The 18,049-nt window shown below is 70.6% G+C and carries 15 protein-coding genes; 9 read left to right on the forward strand and 6 right to left on the reverse strand.

The features are described 5' to 3' along the window. Window positions 1–61 precede the first annotated feature (61 nt). The 3 genes from qcrB to N5I75_RS32125 all read left to right on the forward strand — a co-directional run bounded on the left by qcrB (window position 62) and on the right by N5I75_RS32125 (window position 3,261). Window positions 62–1,681, forward strand: a complete 1,620-nt coding sequence (qcrB, locus tag N5I75_RS32115; RefSeq protein WP_476683387.1) for a cytochrome bc1 complex cytochrome b subunit — start codon at window positions 62–64, stop codon at window positions 1,679–1,681. Between the two features lie 137 nt (window positions 1,682–1,818). Beyond that, window positions 1,819–2,664, forward strand: a complete 846-nt coding sequence (locus tag N5I75_RS32120) for an alpha/beta fold hydrolase (protein ID WP_476683389.1) — start codon at window positions 1,819–1,821, stop codon at window positions 2,662–2,664. 105 nt (window positions 2,665–2,769) lie between these two features. Then, complete coding sequence (locus N5I75_RS32125; RefSeq protein WP_476683391.1) at window positions 2,770–3,261, forward strand: N-acetyltransferase family protein; 492 nt, start codon at window positions 2,770–2,772, stop codon at window positions 3,259–3,261. 90 nt (window positions 3,262–3,351) lie between these two features. Here the strand turns inward: N5I75_RS32125 and N5I75_RS32130 are convergent, their stop codons facing one another. The 3 genes from N5I75_RS32130 to N5I75_RS32140 all read right to left on the reverse strand — a co-directional run bounded on the left by N5I75_RS32130 (window position 3,352) and on the right by N5I75_RS32140 (window position 8,193). Continuing rightward, the gene (locus N5I75_RS32130; RefSeq protein WP_476683393.1) at window positions 3,352–4,539 is read right to left on the reverse strand and encodes a 2-oxo acid dehydrogenase subunit E2; all 1,188 of its coding nucleotides are present in this window, start codon (window positions 4,537–4,539) and stop codon (window positions 3,352–3,354) included. Between the two features lie 109 nt (window positions 4,540–4,648). Then, window positions 4,649–7,336 carry a pyruvate dehydrogenase (acetyl-transferring), homodimeric type gene (gene aceE / locus N5I75_RS32135; RefSeq protein WP_476683395.1) on the reverse strand — a complete coding sequence of 896 codons (2,688 nt, stop codon included), beginning with the start codon at window positions 7,334–7,336 and terminating at the stop codon, window positions 4,649–4,651. Window positions 7,337–7,452: 116 nt separating this feature from the next. After that, complete coding sequence (locus N5I75_RS32140; RefSeq protein ID WP_476683396.1) at window positions 7,453–8,193, reverse strand: SDR family oxidoreductase; 741 nt, start codon at window positions 8,191–8,193, stop codon at window positions 7,453–7,455. 303 nt (window positions 8,194–8,496) lie between these two features. Here N5I75_RS32140 and N5I75_RS32145 point away from each other — a divergent pair, with 303 nt between their 5' ends. Continuing rightward, window positions 8,497–8,949: a cupin domain-containing protein gene (locus tag N5I75_RS32145; protein ID WP_003972017.1), complete on the forward strand. Its 453-nt coding sequence runs from the start codon at window positions 8,497–8,499 to the stop codon at window positions 8,947–8,949. A gap of 119 nt (window positions 8,950–9,068) precedes the next feature. Here the strand turns inward: N5I75_RS32145 and N5I75_RS32150 are convergent, their stop codons facing one another. The 3 genes from N5I75_RS32150 to N5I75_RS32160 form a co-directional block, all read right to left on the reverse strand. Then, the gene (locus N5I75_RS32150) at window positions 9,069–9,563 is read right to left on the reverse strand and encodes a cupin domain-containing protein (protein WP_476683400.1); all 495 of its coding nucleotides are present in this window, start codon (window positions 9,561–9,563) and stop codon (window positions 9,069–9,071) included. A gap of 45 nt (window positions 9,564–9,608) precedes the next feature. Beyond that, window positions 9,609–11,144, reverse strand: a complete 1,536-nt coding sequence (locus N5I75_RS32155) for an MFS transporter (protein ID WP_476683402.1) — start codon at window positions 11,142–11,144, stop codon at window positions 9,609–9,611. Between the two features lie 115 nt (window positions 11,145–11,259). Further along, on the reverse strand, window positions 11,260–11,730 hold the full coding sequence (locus N5I75_RS32160; protein WP_003972014.1) for a carboxymuconolactone decarboxylase family protein: 471 nt from the start codon (window positions 11,728–11,730) through the stop codon (window positions 11,260–11,262). A 301-nt stretch (window positions 11,731–12,031) separates the two neighbouring features. On the opposite strand from N5I75_RS32160, the gene N5I75_RS32165 reads away from it, so the two are divergent. From N5I75_RS32165 to N5I75_RS32185, 5 genes are all read left to right on the forward strand, one after another. Then, window positions 12,032–12,820 carry a DUF427 domain-containing protein gene (locus N5I75_RS32165; protein WP_476683406.1) on the forward strand — a complete coding sequence of 263 codons (789 nt, stop codon included), beginning with the start codon at window positions 12,032–12,034 and terminating at the stop codon, window positions 12,818–12,820. A 99-nt stretch (window positions 12,821–12,919) separates the two neighbouring features. Next, window positions 12,920–13,870: an alpha/beta hydrolase gene (locus tag N5I75_RS32170; RefSeq protein ID WP_476683408.1), complete on the forward strand. Its 951-nt coding sequence runs from the start codon at window positions 12,920–12,922 to the stop codon at window positions 13,868–13,870. An 18-nt stretch (window positions 13,871–13,888) separates the two neighbouring features. Further along, window positions 13,889–14,608: an alpha/beta fold hydrolase gene (locus N5I75_RS32175; protein WP_476683410.1), complete on the forward strand. Its 720-nt coding sequence runs from the start codon at window positions 13,889–13,891 to the stop codon at window positions 14,606–14,608. An 89-nt stretch (window positions 14,609–14,697) separates the two neighbouring features. Then, complete coding sequence (locus N5I75_RS32180; protein ID WP_476683412.1) at window positions 14,698–15,039, forward strand: hypothetical protein; 342 nt, start codon at window positions 14,698–14,700, stop codon at window positions 15,037–15,039. A gap of 233 nt (window positions 15,040–15,272) precedes the next feature. Beyond that, window positions 15,273–18,044 (forward strand): helix-turn-helix transcriptional regulator, encoded by a 2,772-nt coding sequence (locus tag N5I75_RS32185; protein ID WP_476683414.1) that lies wholly within the window; start codon window positions 15,273–15,275, stop codon window positions 18,042–18,044. Window positions 18,045–18,049: the final 5 nt, after the last annotated feature.

Consider the following 18,049-nt stretch of genomic DNA (forward strand, 5'->3'; position numbering starts at 1 on the left):
GCGGAGCCCGCCACCGCGGCGCCGGTGAGCCGCGAGTGACGCAGAAACGAAGGGTGAAGAGATGGGCCACGACAGCCGGCCGGTGGAGCCGGAGCAGAAGCGCACGGGGGAGAGGCTCGCCCGATGGGCGGACAGCCGGCTGGGCCGCCGCCCTGTCGCGCGCTCCGTCCGGCGGCTCGTCTTCCCCGACCACTGGTCGTTCATGCTCGGCGAGATCGCGCTCTACAGTTTCGTGATCCTGCTGATCACCGGTGTCTATCTGAGCTTCTACTTCCACCCCTCCTCCGACCTCGTGGTCTACCAGGGCGACTACGCTCCCTTGCGCGGGCAGTTGGTGTCCGAGGCCTTCGACTCGACCCTGCACATCTCCTTCGACGTACGCGGCGGCCTGCTCATCCGCCAGGCCCACCACTGGGCGGCCCTGGTCTTCGTCGCCGCCGTCCTCGTCCACCTGCTGCGGGTCTTCTTCACCGGCGCGTTCCGCAAGCCGCGCGAACTGAACTGGGTGCTGGGGTTCGGACTGCTCGTCCTGGCGATGTTCGGGGGTCTGACCGGCTACGACCTGCCGGGCGACCTGCTGTCCGGCACCGGCCTCCAGGTCGTGAACGGCACGATCCTGTCGATCCCCGTCGTCGGGACCTACCTGTCGTTCTTCCTCTTCGGCGGTGAGTTCCCCGGTGACGACCTGATCGCCCGCTTCAACACCCTGCACGTCCTGGTCATCCCCGCACTCATGGTCGTCCTCATCGTCGGCTACGCGGTCCTGGCCCTGCGCCACCGCCCCGCGCAGTACCCCGGACCCGGCCGCACCCGCGACAACGTCGTCGGTCTGCCGGCCAAGGTGTACGCCGTGAAGGCCGCGGGCTACTTCTTCTTCGTGGCCGGCGTGATCTTCTTCATGGCCGCCGTCGCCGAGATCAACCCTGTCTGGGACTACGGCCCCTTCCGTCCCGACCAGGTCTCCGCCGGGTCCCAGCCCGACTGGTACATGGGCGTCGCCGACGGACTGCTGCGCGTCATGCCCGGCTGGGAGATCGACTTCTGGGGCCACACCCTGGCGCTGGACAACTTGCTGCCGCTGCTGGCCGGGACGCTGATCTTCCTGGCCATGGGGGCCTATCCGTTCCTGGAAGCCTGGGTGACGGACGACGACAGCGAGCACCACCTCCTGGACCGGCCCCGCAACCGCCCGGTACGCACCGCCCTCGGCGTGGCCTGGCTCAGTGTCTACACGGTGGCCCTGATCGGTGCCGCAAACGACATCATCGCCATCCGCCTGCACGTGTCCGTCAACGATGTGACCTGGGCCGTTCGTGTCGGCCTCTTCGTCGTCCCGGTCCTGGCCTTCGTCGTCACCAAGCGCGTGGCGCTGGCACTGCAGCGCAGCGACCGCGACTTGGTACTGCACGGTCGCGAGACCGGCGTCATCAAGCGCCTGCCGCACGGCGAGTACGTCGAGGTCCACGAGCCCCTCGACCCGGCCCGGCTGCACACGCTGACCTCGCACGAGCAGCACCGCCCCCTGGACGCCGTACCCCCGCGCGACGGGGACGGTGCAGTGGCCCGCAGCACACAGCGCCTGCGCACCGGGCTCAGCGGCTTCCTCTACGGCCCCGGCACGCAGATTCACAAGCCCACCGCGACCGAGCACGAAGAGATCACCGGTCGGCACGGGTCCTGAACCGCGAGACGACGCCCACGGGCGGAGACCCTTTTCATACCATGTCACGCATGTGGTGGGTCTCCGGTCTCGAAGGTGAAAACGCGACACAACGTGCCGCACACACCGATCACGATCCCGCCCGAAAGGCATGCGACATGAACCGCACCGCCCGCACAAGCCGGACCCACACGACGATGACCGTCCTGGCCGCCGCAGCCGTCGCCGCCGGCCTGCTCGCCACCACGATCGCCCCGGCCTCCGCCGGCAAGGGCGGCCCCGCCGACCGCGGCGACAAGCCCACCGTCGTCCTGGTCCACGGTGCGTTCGCCGACTCCACGAGCTGGAACGGCGTCATCGACAAGCTGCGGCACGACGGCTACCCGGTCGTCGCCGTCGCCAACCCGCTGCGCTCCCTGAGCGGCGACTCCGCCTACCTCAAGGACGTCCTGGCCGGGATCGACGGCCCCGTGGTGCTCGCCGGTCACTCCTACGGCGGTTCGGTCATCAGCAACGCCGCCACCGGCAACAAGAACGTCAAGGCGCTGGTGTACCTCGCCGCATTCCTCCCCGCGAAGGGCGAGAGCGCGGTCGACCTGTCCGGGCGGTTCCCCGGCAGCACCCTCGGTGAGGCGCTGCGTCCCGTGCCGGTGACGAACTCCGACGGTTCCCCCGGCACCGATCTCTACATCCAGAACGACAAGTTCCGCCATCAGTTCGCGGCCGATGTGCCGCGCAACAAGACCGACCTCATGACCGTCACCCAACGACCGGTCACCGAGGCGGCCCTGGGCGAGGGAGCGGCCGAACCGGCCTGGAAGACCATTCCCTCGTGGGTCCTGGTCGCCACCCAGGACCGCAACATCCCGGCTGCGGCTCAGGACTTCATGGCCCGGCGGGCCGGTGCCCGCACCACGCAGGTGCGATCGTCCCACGCGGTCAGCGTCTCGCAGCCGGGAAAGGTCACCGGCGTCATCGAGGACGCCGCCCGCTCGGTGCGCTGAGAGCGCACCGGTGATCGAAGGGCCGGTGGTTCGCCACCGGCCCTTTCCCGACCCCGCGCCGTGTGCGTGCCGCGCACCGGTTCCCGGCCGCCCAAGGACGGACTCATGCGCCGCGAACCGCGGATCATCCCGATCGGCCCCGGTCAACTCGCCCGCACCGTGGCGATGCACCGCCGCTGCTCGCCGCAGACCCTGTGGAGCCGCTACCACCGGGCCATGGCCGATCCCCGCACGTATGTGCCCACTCTGCTGTCCCGCCCCGGATCGGTACACCTGGCGGCCCTGGGCGCCACCGGCCGCATCGTCGCTGTCGGCCACCTGATGCCGGATCACACGGCCGCCGAGGCGGCGCTGCTGGTCGAGGACTCCTGGCAGAGCCGCGGACTCGGGACCCGCCTGCTCCAGCGCCTGGGCGAGCACGCGCGGGCCGGCGGCTGGACGACGCTCTATGGCCTCTTCCTGGCCGGCGACGAGCGGATCGACGCCATGCTGCGCCAGGCGTCCGTTCCGGTGCAGCGCACGGAGGAGGGCGGCGCCGTCACCGCATGGGTTCAGGTCCACGACTTGACGGCCCACACGTCCGTTTCCCGTCAGTGACGCGTGCGGGCACTCTCACACACCGCGTCCGCGGCCTCCGCCGCCCATGGGAAAGCCGGTGCGGGCATCGCCCGCACCGGCTTTCGTCGTTCACGCAACGGCGTCGGGGTACAGGTCGTCCTCGAACGCCGCCGACTCCAGGAGCGCCTTGACCGCCGTCAGGTAGCGGGCCGCGTCCGCCCCGTCCACCAGCCGGTGGTCGTACGACAGCGACAGATGCACCAGGTTCCGGACGCCGATGACCTCCTCGTCACCGACGCGCACGACCCCCACTCTCCTGACCGTGGCGCCCACTCCGAGGATCGCGGCCTGGTTCGGCGGCACGATGACGGTGTCGAACAGCGCACCGCGCGAACCGGTGTTGGAGATCGTGAAGGTCGCGCCCGACACGTCGTCCGGGGTCAGGTGACCACCGCGGGCCCGGTCGGCGAGGTCGTGGACGGCCCGGGCGAGCCCGGCGACGGTGAGGTCACCGGCCGCCTTGACGACCGGGGTCATCAAACCGGCCTCCGTGTCGACCGCGATCCCGATGTTCTCGGTGTCGAAGTAGGTGATGGTCCCCTCGTCTTCGTCGATCCGGGCGTTGACCACCGGATGCGCCTTGAGCGCCTGGGCGGCGGCCTTGACGAAGAAGGGCATGGGGGAGAGCTTGAGGCCCTCCCGCGCCAGGAACCCGTCCTTCGCCCGGTTCCGCAGGCGCATCAGCCGGGTGACGTCGGCCTCGACCGTGGAGGTGAGCTGCGCCTGCTCCAGCAGCGCCTTTTTGAGGTTGTTGCCGATGGCCCGGCGGATACGGGTCATCGCGACCGTGCGGCCGCGGAGCGAGGACGAGTCCTCCGCCGGGGCGGCGCGCACCGGCGCGGGCGCGGGTGCCGGCGCCTGCGGAGTCGCGGGCGCCGTCGCCGGCGCCGGAACCGCGGACGCGGCAGGCGGGACGAAAGACTCGGCCGGAGCCGGAGCCGGAGCCGGAGCCGGAGCCGGAGCCGGAGCCGGAGCCGGAGTGGGAGCCGGTGCCGGTGCCGGTGCGGCCGGGGCCGTGTCCGGCGCGCCGATGATGCCGAGGCCGGCACCGACCTCGACGGTCTCGTCCTCGGCGGCGAGGATCTCCAGCAGGACGCCCGCAGCAGGGGAGGGGATCTCGGTGTCCACCTTGTCGGTCGACACCTCCAGCAAGGGCTCGTCGGCCTCGATACGGTCACCGACCTGCTTCAGCCAGCGGGTCACGGTGCCCTCGGTGACGGACTCGCCGAGAGCCGGCAGGGTCACGGAAACGGTCATGATGACGTTCAACTCCTCACGGAACGACGGGGCGCCCGGCCCTGCCGGACCTGTCGTGCACGGCCCACGTCGGACGACGCGGGCGGTAGGGGTCGCCCCCTACGGCGGTTCAGCGGCCGAGGCCGTACTGCGCGCGGGCCCGCGCGACGGTCTCCGGCGGGACCTGGCCCGCACGGGCCAGACGGTCCAGCGCGGTCACCACGATCGACTCGGCGTCCACCCGGAAGTAGCGGCGCACGTCCTCACGGGTGTCGGACAGCCCGAAACCGTCGGTTCCCAGGGAGTAGTAGTCCTGCTCGACCCACTGGCTGATCTGGTCGGGCACCTGCCGCATCCAGTCACTGACGGCCAGCACCGGCCCCGGCGCCCCGGACAGGGCCCGAGTGACGAAGGGGGTGCGTTCCTCGCCCCGCGTCCGGGCGTCGTCGGCACGCATCGCGTCCCGGCGCAGCTCCGTCCAGGACGTCACCGACCACACGTCGGCGTGCACGCCCCAGTCGGAGGCGAGCAGTTCCTGTGCGCTCAGGCCCCAGTGGATCGCCGTACCGGAGGCGAGCAGCTGGAGCCGGGGCCCGGCCGTGGGCGCCTCGGCGGGCCGGAACCGGTAGATGCCCCGGACGATGCCCTCCTCGATGCCGGGAACCATCGGCATGGCGGGCTGGTGCTTGGGCTCGTTGTACACGGTCAGGTAGTAGAAGACGTTCTCGGGCCGCTCGCCGTACATGCGGCGCAGACCGTCCCGGACGATGACCGCGATCTCGTAGGCGAACGCCGGGTCGTAGCTGACGGCCGCCGGATTGGTGGCGGCGAGCAGGTGCGAGTGGCCGTCCCCGTGCTGGAGGCCCTCGCCGGTCATCGTCGTGCGCCCGGCGGTGCCGCCGACCACGAAGCCGCGGCCCATCTGGTCGCCGAGCGCCCAGAACTGGTCGCCGGTCCGTTGGAAACCGAACATCGCGTAGAAGATGTAGAAGGGGATCATGGGTTCGCCGTGTGTGGCGTACGACGTCGCGGCGGCGGCGAACTCGGCGACCGAACCGGCCTCGGTGATGCCCTCGATGAGCAGTTGCCCGGTCGTGCTCTCCAGGTAGTGGAGCAGTTGGTCCGCGTCGACCGGGTCGTAGGTCTGGCCCTGCGGCGAGTAGATGCCGGCGGTGGGGAACATCGACTCCATGCCGAAGGTGCGGGCCTCGTCGGGGACGATCGGCACCCAGCGGGCCCCACTGCGTGGGTCGCGCATCAGGTCCTTGACCAGCCGGACGAGTGCCATCGTGGTGGCCATCTCCTGGTGGCCGGACCCCTTCTCCAGGTCCTCGAAGGGCTTGGCGGGCGGTTCCGGCAGCGGCTTGGCGACCACCCGACGCACGGGCGCGGGCCCGCCCAGCGCGGCCCGGCGTCCGCGCAGGTAACGCACCTCGGGCGAATCCTCCCCGGGGTGCCAGAACGGCACCTGGTCGCCGGCGAGCGCGCTGTCGGGGATGGGTAGCTCCAACAGGTCGCGCATGGCGCGGAACTGTTCCATCGTGAGCTTTTTCATCTGGTGGTTGGCGTTGCGCGACTCGAACGCCGGGCCCAGCGTGTGGCCCTTCACCGTCTGAGCGAGGACCACCGTCGGGGCACCCCGGTGCTCCACGGCGGCCCGGTAGGCGGCGTACACCTTCAACGGCTCGTGCCCGCCCCGCGAGTTCTCGAACAGCTCCACCACCCGTGCGTCGCTCAGGGAGGCGGAGAGCGCCGACAGGGCGTCACCCGTGAAGAAGTGCTTGCGTATGTAGGCCGCGTCCCGCGCGGCGAGCGTCTGCATCTGGGCATCGGGCACTTCGCCCAGGCGCCGTACCAGGTCGCCAGTGGTGTCCTGCGCCAGCAGCGGGTCCCAGGCCTCGCCCCAGAGCGTCTTGACCACATTCCAGCCCGCGCCCCGGAACCGTGCCTCCAGTTCCTGGACGATCTTCGAGTTGGACCGTACCGGGCCGTCCAGGCGCTGGAGGTTGCAGTTGATGACGAAGGTGAGGTTGTCCAGGTTCTCGCGCGAGGCCAGGGTCAGGGCGGCCGTCGACTCCGGCTCGTCCATCTCGCCGTCGCCCAGGAACGCCCACACCCGTGAGGCGGAGGTGTCCTTGATGCCGCGGGCGTGCAGATAGCGGTTGAAGCGGGCCTGGTAGACGGCGCTGAGGGGGCCCAGCCCCATGGAGACCGTCGGGAACTCCCACAGCCACGGCAGCCGCCGGGGGTGCGGATAGGACGGCAGTCCATGACCGCCGGCCTCCCGGCGGAAGGAGTCCAGCTGGCTCTCGCTCAGCCTCCCCTCCAGGAAGACCCGGGCGTAGATGCCGGGGGAAGCGTGTCCCTGGACGAAGAGCTGGTCGCCCGAGCCGTCGGCGTCCTTGCCCCGGAAGAAGTGGTGGAAGCCGATCTCGTAGAGCCAGGCCGCCGACGCGTAGGTGGAGATGTGACCGCCCAGTCCGAGGCGCGCGCCGCGGGTGACCATCGCCGCCGCGTTCCACCGGTTGAGCGCGGTGATCCTGGACTCCATCTCCAGGTCACCGTCGAACTCCGGCTGCGCGGCGGCGGGAACGGTGTTGATGTAGTCGGAGTGCAGCAGCCCCGGCAGGGACATGCCCGTACTCGCGGCGAACTCGTGCACCCGCCGCATCAGGTACACCGCCCGTTCCGGCCCCGCGTTGCGCACGACGGCGTCGAGGGAGGCCCGCCACTCGGCGGTCTCCTCGCGGTCGCGGTCGGGCAGTTGGTCCAGCTCACTGAACACAGGGTTCTCGGTCGGCCGGGAGGGATCACTCATGGCAGCCTTCTTTTCGCGGCGTGGTGTCGGCGACACCGGCCGCGGACACGGTGGGTGTCGCGGAGCGACAGGTCTGAGGGGGAGAGCCGGGCGACGGGCAGCGCCGCCCGGCGGGGTCAGCGGCTCTTGAGCCACTGGGTGAACGTGTGATGGCCCAGCCGGGCGTCCGGCCCGGGAAGCAGATCCCGCTCCTCGAGAACCGCGCCGAAGAACGGGGCCAGCGCGTCGGCGACCACCGGGCCGGGCCGGCCGAGGAGACCGAGCATCTCGGCCGTGATGTCCTCCAGCCGGAGCTCCTCGGGTCCGGCTGTCTCGACCACACCGAACTGCGGCAGCCCGACCGCGACGTGGGCGAGGAGCGCGGCGACGTCGTCCGCAGAGACGGGCCGCAGCAGCAGCGGCGGCACGTGCACACCGTCGGGCCGGGAGCCGGCCGCGGCGGCGGCCTCCACGGACTCGTGGAACGGTGTGGCGCGCACCACGGAGTACGGCACGGTGGTGTGCCGGGCCAGGTCCTCCTGCGCCGCCTTGGCCTTGAAGTAGCCCGAACCGATCCGGTCGGCGCCCACCACCGACAGCGCCACGTAGTGTTCGACGTTCGCCGCGGCGGCCGCCTGGAGGAGGTTGCCCGTCGCGGTGGCGAAGAACGCCGTGCTGGCCTGCTGCCGCCGGGAGGGCGCGTCGGTGACGTCCACGATCACATCGGCGCCGCGCAGTGCCCGGTCCAGGCCCTGGCCGGTGCTGACGTCGACTCCTTCCCCGCGCGAGACGGGCACGACCTCCACCCCGTGGTCCCGGAGCCGCGCGACGGTCCGGGAACCGATCAGTCCGGTGGCGCCTGCAACGACGACTCTCATCTGCGTCTCCTCCGTCGGGGGCGATGACCCCGCTGGGTGTCCTGGGTGTCTTGGGTGTCTTGGGTGTCCTGGGCGCACGGCGGCGGATGCCGGAGTGCCACTGGTCCCGTCTCTCCTAGACAGTTCGCGTCCTCGTCGTGTGACACCGTGGGGCGGCCACCGCTCCCGGCCAGCGTGGCGCGGTGTCACAGACCCGCCCGGTATCCGGTCAGGAGGGCGAGCGGTCATCACGACCGGAGACGAACCCGTGACGGCGGACGACATGCCGCCCGGTCACAACGGAACCACGGAAGGTGCGACTCGATGTCGGAGAATGCACAGCACGCCCACCACGGACACGGAACCGGCGACGCGGACGGCCCCAGCTGGACGCGCGCGGCGAAGATGATCCAGGACGCCTCGCCGGTCGTCGTCCCCGAGGGCGCCTCGGCGATGACCATCCACGTCGAGTGGGAGCCGGGTGACCCCGGGACCCCGCCGCACCGCCACTCCGGCCCGGCGTTCGGTTACGTCATCAAGGGCGCCGTCCGCTTCGAACTGGAGGGTGAGCCCGAGCGTGTGGTCGAGGCCGGCGGTACCTTCTGGGAGCCGGGCGGAGACGCCATCCACTACCAGGACGGCAATGCGCTCAGCGACGAGAAGACGGAGTTCGTCGTCACGATGATGTGCGCGCCCGGCAAGCCCATGCTCGAACTGGTCGACGAGGCGGAGCTGAAGGAGCGCGCCCACCTGCGCGCACCCCGGCCCACCGCCTGACCCTCGGTCGGGCACTCACGACGGGGCCCCGCATCCGTGACACCGGCCAGGCCGAGAGGTCACGTATGCGGGGCCCCGTCGTTGTGCGGTTTGCATGGCTCCCGCTCTTGCCCCTGCTCCTACTCCACGAAGTACGAGTCGTGCCGGTCGAAGAACGCGGCGCGCTCCTCCTCGGATGCGTGCCCCAACTGGGAAACCTGCTCGAAGTACTCCTCGCGCGGGGCGCCCGGGGTGAACAGCAGCAGCATGTCTGCCGGTGCGTCGGAGTCATTGCGGAAAGCGTGCAGCCCGCCCTGGGGGACATGCAGGAAGTCACCCTTGCGGGCGTCGACCCACTGCACACCGTCGAAGACGCGCACGGTCCCCTCCAGAATGAAGAATGACTCCGAGATCCGCTTGTGGAAATGGGTCCTGGGACCGCCCGCCCGGGGCCGCATCTCGACCCGGTACAGCCCGAACTCGCCTCGTGTGGTGGCCGTGGTGGCCAGATAGTGGGTGGCGTCCTTTCCGGTACCGCTCTCACCGAGGTTCGGTGGTGTGGTGGCCGGCCGGAAGACGGCGCTGACCTCGCCGTCCTTACCCCAGTACTTCTGCTCCGGGTACGGGTACGACATGTTTGGTTCCTTTCGAACGGCCGACGCGGTGCGGGGCACCGGTTGTCATTTGACGGCTTGACGATGGAAGAAGCGGGACGCCAGCGGCGGTTCGGTCAGCCAGCCGTGGGTGTGTCCGTGCGCCGGGCGAGGGCCGGTGGCGGACCGCCGCAGCGTGCCGAAAGCAACCGACGCGCCGACGGCGAGCAGGACCGCGCACAGCGGCATGGCCCGGCCGAACGAGGCGTCGAAGGCCGCGTCCGACCGGTAGGCTTGCGGGCCCATCCCGACAAGAAGCGGGAGCGCCGCGACGGACACCAGCCCCGCCGCCCGGGCCGCGGCGTTGTTGATGCCGCTGGCCAGCCCGGCGTTCGAGGCGTCCACCGAGGCGAGCAGGGTCACGGTCAGGGGGGCGACCATGACGACCATGCCGGCGCCCATCACCAGGAGGGCCGGGAGGGTGTCATAGACGTAGGACGCGCCCGGACCGACCCGCAGCATCAGCAGCATCCCCGCTCCGCACACCAGCGGGCCGGCGGTGAGCGGGGCCCGTGGCCCCAGGCGCTGGGCGAGCGTCCCGGCGTGGGACGAGAACAGCAGCATCAGCACGGTGTTCGGCAGCATTGCCGCCCCGGCGGCCAGCGCCGAGTACCCGACGACGATCTGCAGTTGCAGCGCGGTCAGGAAGAAGAACCCGCCCGTCCCCGCGTAGACGCACAGGGTGATCACGTTGACAGCGGTGAACTGCCGGGAGGAGAAGATCGCCGGCGGCATCATGGGATCGCCGCTGCGCCGTTCGATGCGGACGAACACAGCCCCCGCGACGACGCCGCCGAAGGCCGCGGCGACGGCCAGGACCCCGCCGTCGCGCGCCTCCGTCAACGCGTAGGTGACCAGCGCCAGGGCCAGAGCTCCGAGCACGGCGCCCGGAACGTCGAAGCCGACCCCGCGCCGGGCGGTCGCGCCCGCCGTGACGCCCGTTTCCTTGCGTGGTGCGCCTACGGACTCCGGAACATGGCGCAGGGCAACGGGGACGCACAGCAGCGCCGGGACGGCGCTCAGCACGAAGGTCCAGCGCCAGCCGGGCCCGTCCACCAGCCACCCACCCACAAAGGGCCCCAGGGCGGCGCCGATGCCGCCGAATCCGGACCACAAACCGATCGCGCGCGGCCGGTCGTCCGAATGGAAGGATGCCTCGATGATCGCCAGTGAACCGGGCGTGAGCAGCGCACCTCCGACACCCTCCAGGGCCCGGGCGGCGATGAGTGTGGTGGTGTCCGGAGCCAGAGCGCACAGCAGCGAGGCGACCGCGAACCACACGAGGCCCAGGACGAAGATGCGACGCCGCCCGAACCGGTCGCCCAGGGAACCGCCCAGCAGGATGAGTCCCGCCAGGGTCAGCATGTAGGCGTTCGCCGTCCACTGGAGGACGCCGAGATCTGCGTCGAAGTCGTGTCCGATGCGCGGGAGCGCGATGTTGGTGACGGTCGAGCCGAGCAGTACGACGCCCGAACCCAGGACGGTGGCCAGCAGGGTCCACCGCCCACGGGCGCCGGCGATGCGGAGGGGAGCGGTGCTCTCGGGAGCGGGGGAGTGGTCCATGTCGAGTCCTGGGGTCGCGTTGCCCGAGCGGTGCGTCGCCTGCTCGGGGGTCGGGTTCAGCAGGCGACGGACGGTATGCGTCCGGCCGAGCTGCTGCCCGGCCGGAGCGGCTGCGTCAGCCGAACATGCCGGGCTTGTAGCCGCCCGCGGGCTGCTGGTTGATGACGTTGATCCGGTTGTAGGCGTTGATGACGGCGATCAGCGAGATCAGCGCGGCGAGCTGGTCCTCGTCGTAGTGCTTCGCGGCTTCGGCCCACACCTCGTCCGAGACACCGCCGGAGGCGTCCGCGATGCGGGTCCCTTCCTCGGTCACCGCCAGGGCCGCGCGCTCGGCGTCGGAGAAGACCGTGGCCTCGCGCCACACGGCGACCAGGTTCAGGCGCTGCTGGTCCTCGCCCGCGGCGGCGGCGTCCTTGGTGTGCATGTCCGTGCAGAAGCCGCAGCCGTTGATCTGACTGGCCCGGATCTTCACCAGTTCCTGAGTGGCGACCGGCAGAGCAGCCTGGACCGCCGCTCCGGCAGAGTTCAGGTGCTTCATGACCTTGCCTGCGAGGGCGTTGCCGAAGTAGTTGATGCGCGCGTCCATGACGTATCTCCTCCAAGGGGAAATGGTTACGGACCAATGACCGGATGCCCGCGCGTTCTGTGACAACCGATTCCGCCCGCGCGCACGGCACCTTCCGTGCCCCGGCCTCGGAGTCCGCAGGCATGACACATCCCTGAGCACACCGTGTGGAGAAAGGCGCATCGCGGCCCGCATTCGGTGTGGTCGCCGGGTGCGGGCGATAGCATCGAACAAGTGGACCGGGCCGTCGGCCCGAGTCGGCGCTGCCCCCCGGGCCCCGGGCATGGCGAGCGCACCATCAGCGAACCCCAAGGTGATCATTGTGGCTACCGAGAGCGTCCTGCACCCGAGTCTCATCGTTCCGATCGGACACGTCGAGCCCGTTCCCCGCCGTATCCGGGGGCTGGTCGGAGGTCGTGTCGTCTTCGACACCCGCCGAGCGCTGTACGTGTGGGAGTGGCAGGCGTACCCGCAGTTCAGCATCCCGGTCGAGGACCTGGTGGAGGGTGTGCTCGACGACGACAAGCACACCGAACAGCTCGGTGCCGGGCCCGCTCACCGCCATACGCTGAGGGTCGGCTCGGAGGTCCGTGCGGGGGCGGCCTGGGTTTGGGGGGAGGGCTCCCCCGAAGCCCTGCGTGACACGGTGCGTTTCGAATGGGAGGCGCTGGACGCGTGGTTCGAGGAGGACGAGCCGGTCTTCGTCCATCCGCGGAGCCCGTACTCGCGCGTGGACGCGCTGCGTTCGCGCAGCACCGTCCGAGTAGAGGTGGACGGCGTCGTGCTGGCTGAGGCATCCGGATGCGTGAAGCTGTTCGAGACCGGTCTGCCGACCCGCTACTACCTCGACCCCATGAACATCGACTGGACCCGGCTGCGGCACTCCGGCACGGTGACTCGGTGCCCCTACAAGGGAACGACGAGCGACTACTGGTCGTTCGACGGCGAAACCGGCGCCCACGAGGACATCGCCTGGACGTACGACTTCCCGACCATCCACGCCAACCGCATCGCCGGACTGACCGCGTTCTACAACGAACACGTCGATCTGTACGTCGACGGCTTCCTGCTGCCGAAGCCGTTGGACCCCACCCAGGTGGCCGCCGACTAGCGAAACCGTTGTGCGGGCCTGGCACGTCACACATCAACTCCTCACGCGGTCTCATGAGGTGGAAGCCATCCAAAAGCCTCATCACCGCAAGGAGTGACCATGAGCGACATCGTTCTCGAGCCCGCCGCGCAGGACTTCGCCGACGCCACCGCCAAGCCGCCGTTGCTGTACGAACTCGGTGTCGAGGGAGCCCGCAAGCTGCTCGACGACGTCCAGTCCGCTCGGGTGGAGAAGCCGGACGTGGACGAGAAGTGGATCACCGTGCCCGCCGAGGTCGGCGACGTGCGGGTGCGTATCGTCAAGCCCGCCGCCACCACCGGCGTTCTGCCCGTCGTCCTCTACGTGCACGGCGGCGGCTGGATCCTCGGGAACGCCGGCACCCACGACCGTCTGGTGCGGGAGCTGGCCGTGGGCGCGGAGGCGGCCGTGGTTTTCGTCGAGTACGACCGCTCCCCGGAGGCGAAGTACCCCGTCGCGATCGAGCAGGCCTACGCCACCGCGCGGTGGGTCACCACCAAGGGCGCAGAAGAAGGCCTGGACGGCTCCCGCATGGTCGTCGCCGGTGACTCCGTCGGCGGCAACATGAGCGCCGCCCTCACCCACATGGCCAAGCGGCGCGGTGACGTGACCTTCCTGCACCAGTCGCTGTACTACCCGGTCACCGACGCGGGCCAGGACACCGAGAGCTACCGGATCTTCGCGAACGGACCGCACCTGACCGCCAAGGCCATGGAGTGGTTCTGGGACGCCTACACCCCCGATCCGGCGGAGCGGGACCAGATCACGGCCTCGCCGCTGCGCGCCACCCTGGAGGATCTCCAGGGGCTGCCGCCGGCGTTCGTCGTGGTCGACGAGAACGACGTGCTGCGCGACGAGGGCGAGGCGTACGCCCGCAAGCTGATCCAGGCCGGGGTGCCGACCACGAGCGTCCGCTTCAACGCCAGCCTGCACGACTTCATGATGCTGAACCCGGTCCGCGGAACGCAGGCCTCCACCGCGGCGATCGAGCAGGCGATCCACGTTCTGCGCAAGGTCCTCCACACCGACTGATCCGGAAGGGCCACTCTCATGAGCGCACAGAAACCGACCATCGTCCTCGTGCACGGCGCGTTCGCGGACTCGTCCAGCTGGAACGGCGTCGTTCAGGAACTCCGGTCGCACGACCACCCGGTGGTGGCCGCGAGCAATCCGCTGCGCGGGCTGGCTGAGGACAGCGCGTACGTCAGACAGCTCCTGGAGTCCATCGACGGGCCCGTGGTCCTCGTCGGGCACTCCTACGGCGGCTCGGTCATCAGCAACGCGGCGACGGGACTCGACCACGTCAAGGCTCTCGTGTTCGTCGCGGCGTTCCTGCCGGACGAGGGCGAGAGCGCGGTCGACCTGTCCGGCAAGTTCCCGGGCAGCACCCTCGGGGAGACGCTCCGCCCAGTGCCGGTCACCCTCCCCGACGGCAGCCGGGCCGCGGACCTCTACATCGAGCAGAGCAGGTTCCACCAGCAGTTCGCCGCCGACGTCCCGGAGGAGACCACGGCCGTCATGGCGGCCACCCAGCGGCCCGTGGCCGACGCCGCGTTGGCGGAGGGCGCCTCGGCCCCGGCCTGGAAGAACATCCCGTCCTGGGTCCTCGTGGCCGCCGAGGACCGCAACATCCCGGCGCAGGTGCAGACGTACATGGCCGAGCGCGCGAAGGCCACGGTGGTGCACGTCACCGCTTCCCACGCGGTCAGCGTGTCGCGTCCGGGCGACGTCGCCCGGCTGATCAACGAGGCGGCGCAGGCGGCCGGCTGAGCGGCGGGTGGGCCGCCACCGCCCCCGGGAGAACCGGCGGCCCACTGGCGCCGCGTCACAACCCGACCGGAGTGACACAGGAGTACCTCATGAACACGAGCAAACAGGCCGCTCGCGGGCTGGCCGATATACAGGCGTTTCTGTACCGCGAGGCGCACCTCAGTGCCGCTCGTCGGCGGGTGTCCGCCTTCGCGGCGAGGGCCGACGGGCTGACCCACGGGCAGCGGATGGAACTGGAGCGGTGGTATCTGGAGGAACAGAAGTACGTCGCCCGCATGGTGACCGGACACATGGCGGAGCGCATCGGCGCGGCCGAGGCGGCACACCGACTCCGGTTCGGCCGCTGGCTGCGAGGCACGATGATCGGCATGACCGCGATCGGTCTGACGATTTTCGTGTGCACGGCGGTCGTCGTGGGATCGATGACCTGATGGACCGATGCCGCACCGGGTCACCGCAGGATCCGTAGCGGCGGATTCCGGCCAGTGCGTCCCGGCCGGGACGCGATGCCGGGGAGACGGGCACGCGGCAGAAGGCAGAGGGGCGCAGGCGGGGGCATCAGGACCCCGGTTCCCGAGCACCTGCGCGCGAGCCTCGGCAATCAGTTTGAGACAGGTCTACGGAAAGTGAAACGCCGGGGTATCGTGACAGCCGGGAGGCTGCCATGTTGAGGGACGGCGCGCGGACCGAGCTCATCGGGCGGCAGGACGAGTGCAAGGTCCTCGACGACCTCCTCGCGCAGGCCAGAGCAGGCCGCAGCGGAGTACTGGTGGTGCGCGGTGAGGCGGGCATCGGCAAGACCGAGCTGCTGAACCATCTGCTCGACCGGGCCACCGGGTGCCGCGTGGTCAGAGCGGTCGGCGTGCAGTCCGAGATGGAGCTCTCCTACGCCGGGCTGCACCAGCTCTGCGCACCTCTGCTCTCCCACTTGGAGAGTCTCCCCGAACCGCAGCGCAACGCCTTGCGCACGGCTTTCGGAATGCAGGTCGGTGACGCTCCCGACCGATTCCTGGTCGGCCTGGCCACCTTGAGCCTCCTCGCCGCCGCCGTCGGTGACGAGCCGTTGCTGTGCATGGTCGACGACGCGCAGTGGCTGGACCGCGTCTCGGCCCAGACACTGGAGTTCGTCGCCCGACGGCTGCTCGCAGAACCTGTCCTGCTGGTCCTGGCCGTCCGCGAATCCGGCTCGCGCGAGGTGCTCGCAGACCTTCCGGAGCTGGTCGTGCGGGGACTCGGCGAGCGCGAGTCCCGAGAGCTCCTCGACTCGGTCGTCACCGGCCCGCTCGACCAGCGGGTACGGGACCGCATCGTCGCCGAGACGCGAGGTAACCCGCTGGCCCTGGTGGAGCTGCCGCGCGGCCTGACCCTCCTCGAGATGGCCGGGGGATTCGGCGCACCGGAGAGCCGTCCCCTGTCCAGCCAGATCGAGGTGGGTTTCCTCCGCCGCATCCGGTCCCTTTCCGCGCAGACGCAGCAGTTGCTCCTCATCGCCGCCACCGAACCGGTCGGTGATGTGTCCCTGCTGCGGAGCGCCGCCGAACGCCTCGGCATCGACGTGGACCACGCCGCGACCGAAGCCGAGGCGTCAGGTCTGATGACCCTCGGAACCTGGGTCCGCTTCCGTCACCCACTGGTGCGCTCCGCGGCGTACCGCGCCGTTGGGCTCGAAGAACGCCGGCGCGTGCACGCGGCCCTGGCCGAGTCGATCGACGCCACGCTCTATCCCGAACGCCGTGTCTGGCACCTCGCCAGTGCCGCGACGGGCCCGGACGAGAACGTCGCCGCCGAACTGGAGGGCTCCGCCGGGCGAGCGCACGCGCGCGGTGGTGTCGCCGCGGCGGCTGCCTTCCTGGACCGAGCCACCGCGTTGACGCCCGATCCGGTGCGGCGCGGCGCCAGGGCACTGGCCGCAGCGCGAGCGAAGTACCAGGCGGGCGCCTTCGACACCGCGAGGGAACTGGTCGACGCGGCGGAGCTGAGTCACCTCGACGAAGTCGGAGCCGGACGCGCGACCTTGCTGCGCGGGCAGATCATGTCGGCGGCCAAGAGCGCCAGCGCCGGACTGCCGATGCTGCTCGAAGCGGCGAAGCGGCTCCAGCCGTTCGACTCCGCACTCGCCGACCAGACGTACCGGGACGCGATCTACGCGGCCCTGACCGCGGGCCGACTGGCCACGGGCGGGGTCCGTGACGTCGCCGACGCGGTGCTCAGCACGCCGGGCCACACCGGCACCGAGAACCGGAAGACCCAACTGTTGACCGGTCTTGCCCGGGTGGTGACCGAAGGCTACGCGGCGGGCGCGCCGGTCCTCCTGGACGCCGTGGCGGCGTTCCGGGAAGAGGAACTCTCTGCGGAGGACAGCCTGGGTTGGCTGCCCTTCGCGTGCCGCATGGCGCACAGCACCTGGGACTTCGCCGCCTGGTCCGAGCTGTCGGCGCGGCTGGTCGACCTCGCCCGCGAAAACGGAGCGCTCGCCATCCTGCCCTCGGCCCTGCTACTGCGCCTGTCGAACCGGGTGTTCGCCGGCGACCTGCGCGGGGCGGCCTCCCTGACCGTGGAGGCGAGCGCGATCGGCGAAGCCACGGGCAGCAGCTTCTTCGCCCACTACGGCGCACTCGTCCTGGAGCCCTTCCGAGGGCGGGAGCCGGCCACCCGGCAAGCGATCGAGACCCTTACCCAGGACCGCCTCCTGCGCGGGGAGGGCAAGGTGACGACGGCCACCCAATGGGCCGCCGCCGTCCTCTACAACGGCCTCGGCAGGTATGAGGAGGCCTACGCCGCGGCCGAGCGGGGCTGTGAGAACCCGCAGGAGATGGGTCTGTCCCTCCAGTCCCGGGTCGAACTCGTCGAAGCGGCCGTGCGCCTCGGGCGTACCGAGAGGGCCACCGAGGCCGTACGCATGATTGAGGAGATGGCCCAAGTCAGCGCCACCCCCTGGGCGCTCGGCACCTCCGCCGCCGCGCGCGCCCTGGTGAGCGAGGGAGAGACGGCCGACGCCCTGCACCAGGAAGCGATCGAGCGGCTCGACACGGCCGGGGTCCGAATGGACAGCGCCCGCGCACGGCTTCGGCACGGTGAGTGGCTGCGCCAGGAACGGCGCCGGACGCAGGCTCGTACCCGCCTGATCGAGGCGCACGACATGCTCGACGCCGCCGGGGCCGAGGCGTTCGCGGAACGCGCCCGACGTGAGTTGAAGGCCGTAGGCGTCAGGGTGCGCGGCCGCGCCACGGCGGAGACCGCGGTGCTCACCGCGAAGGAGGTGGAGATCGCCCGGCTCGTGCAGGGAGGCTTCACCAACCCGGAGATCGGCGCGCGGCTCTTCCTCAGCCCGCACACGGTCGAATGGCATCTGCGCAAGGTCTTCGTGAAACTCGGCGTCTCTTCCCGTAAGGAGATCGACTCGGTGCGGTTGGAGGCGATGGCGACCGCGCCCTGACCGCC

Source organism: Streptomyces sp. R818 (assembly GCF_056172735.1).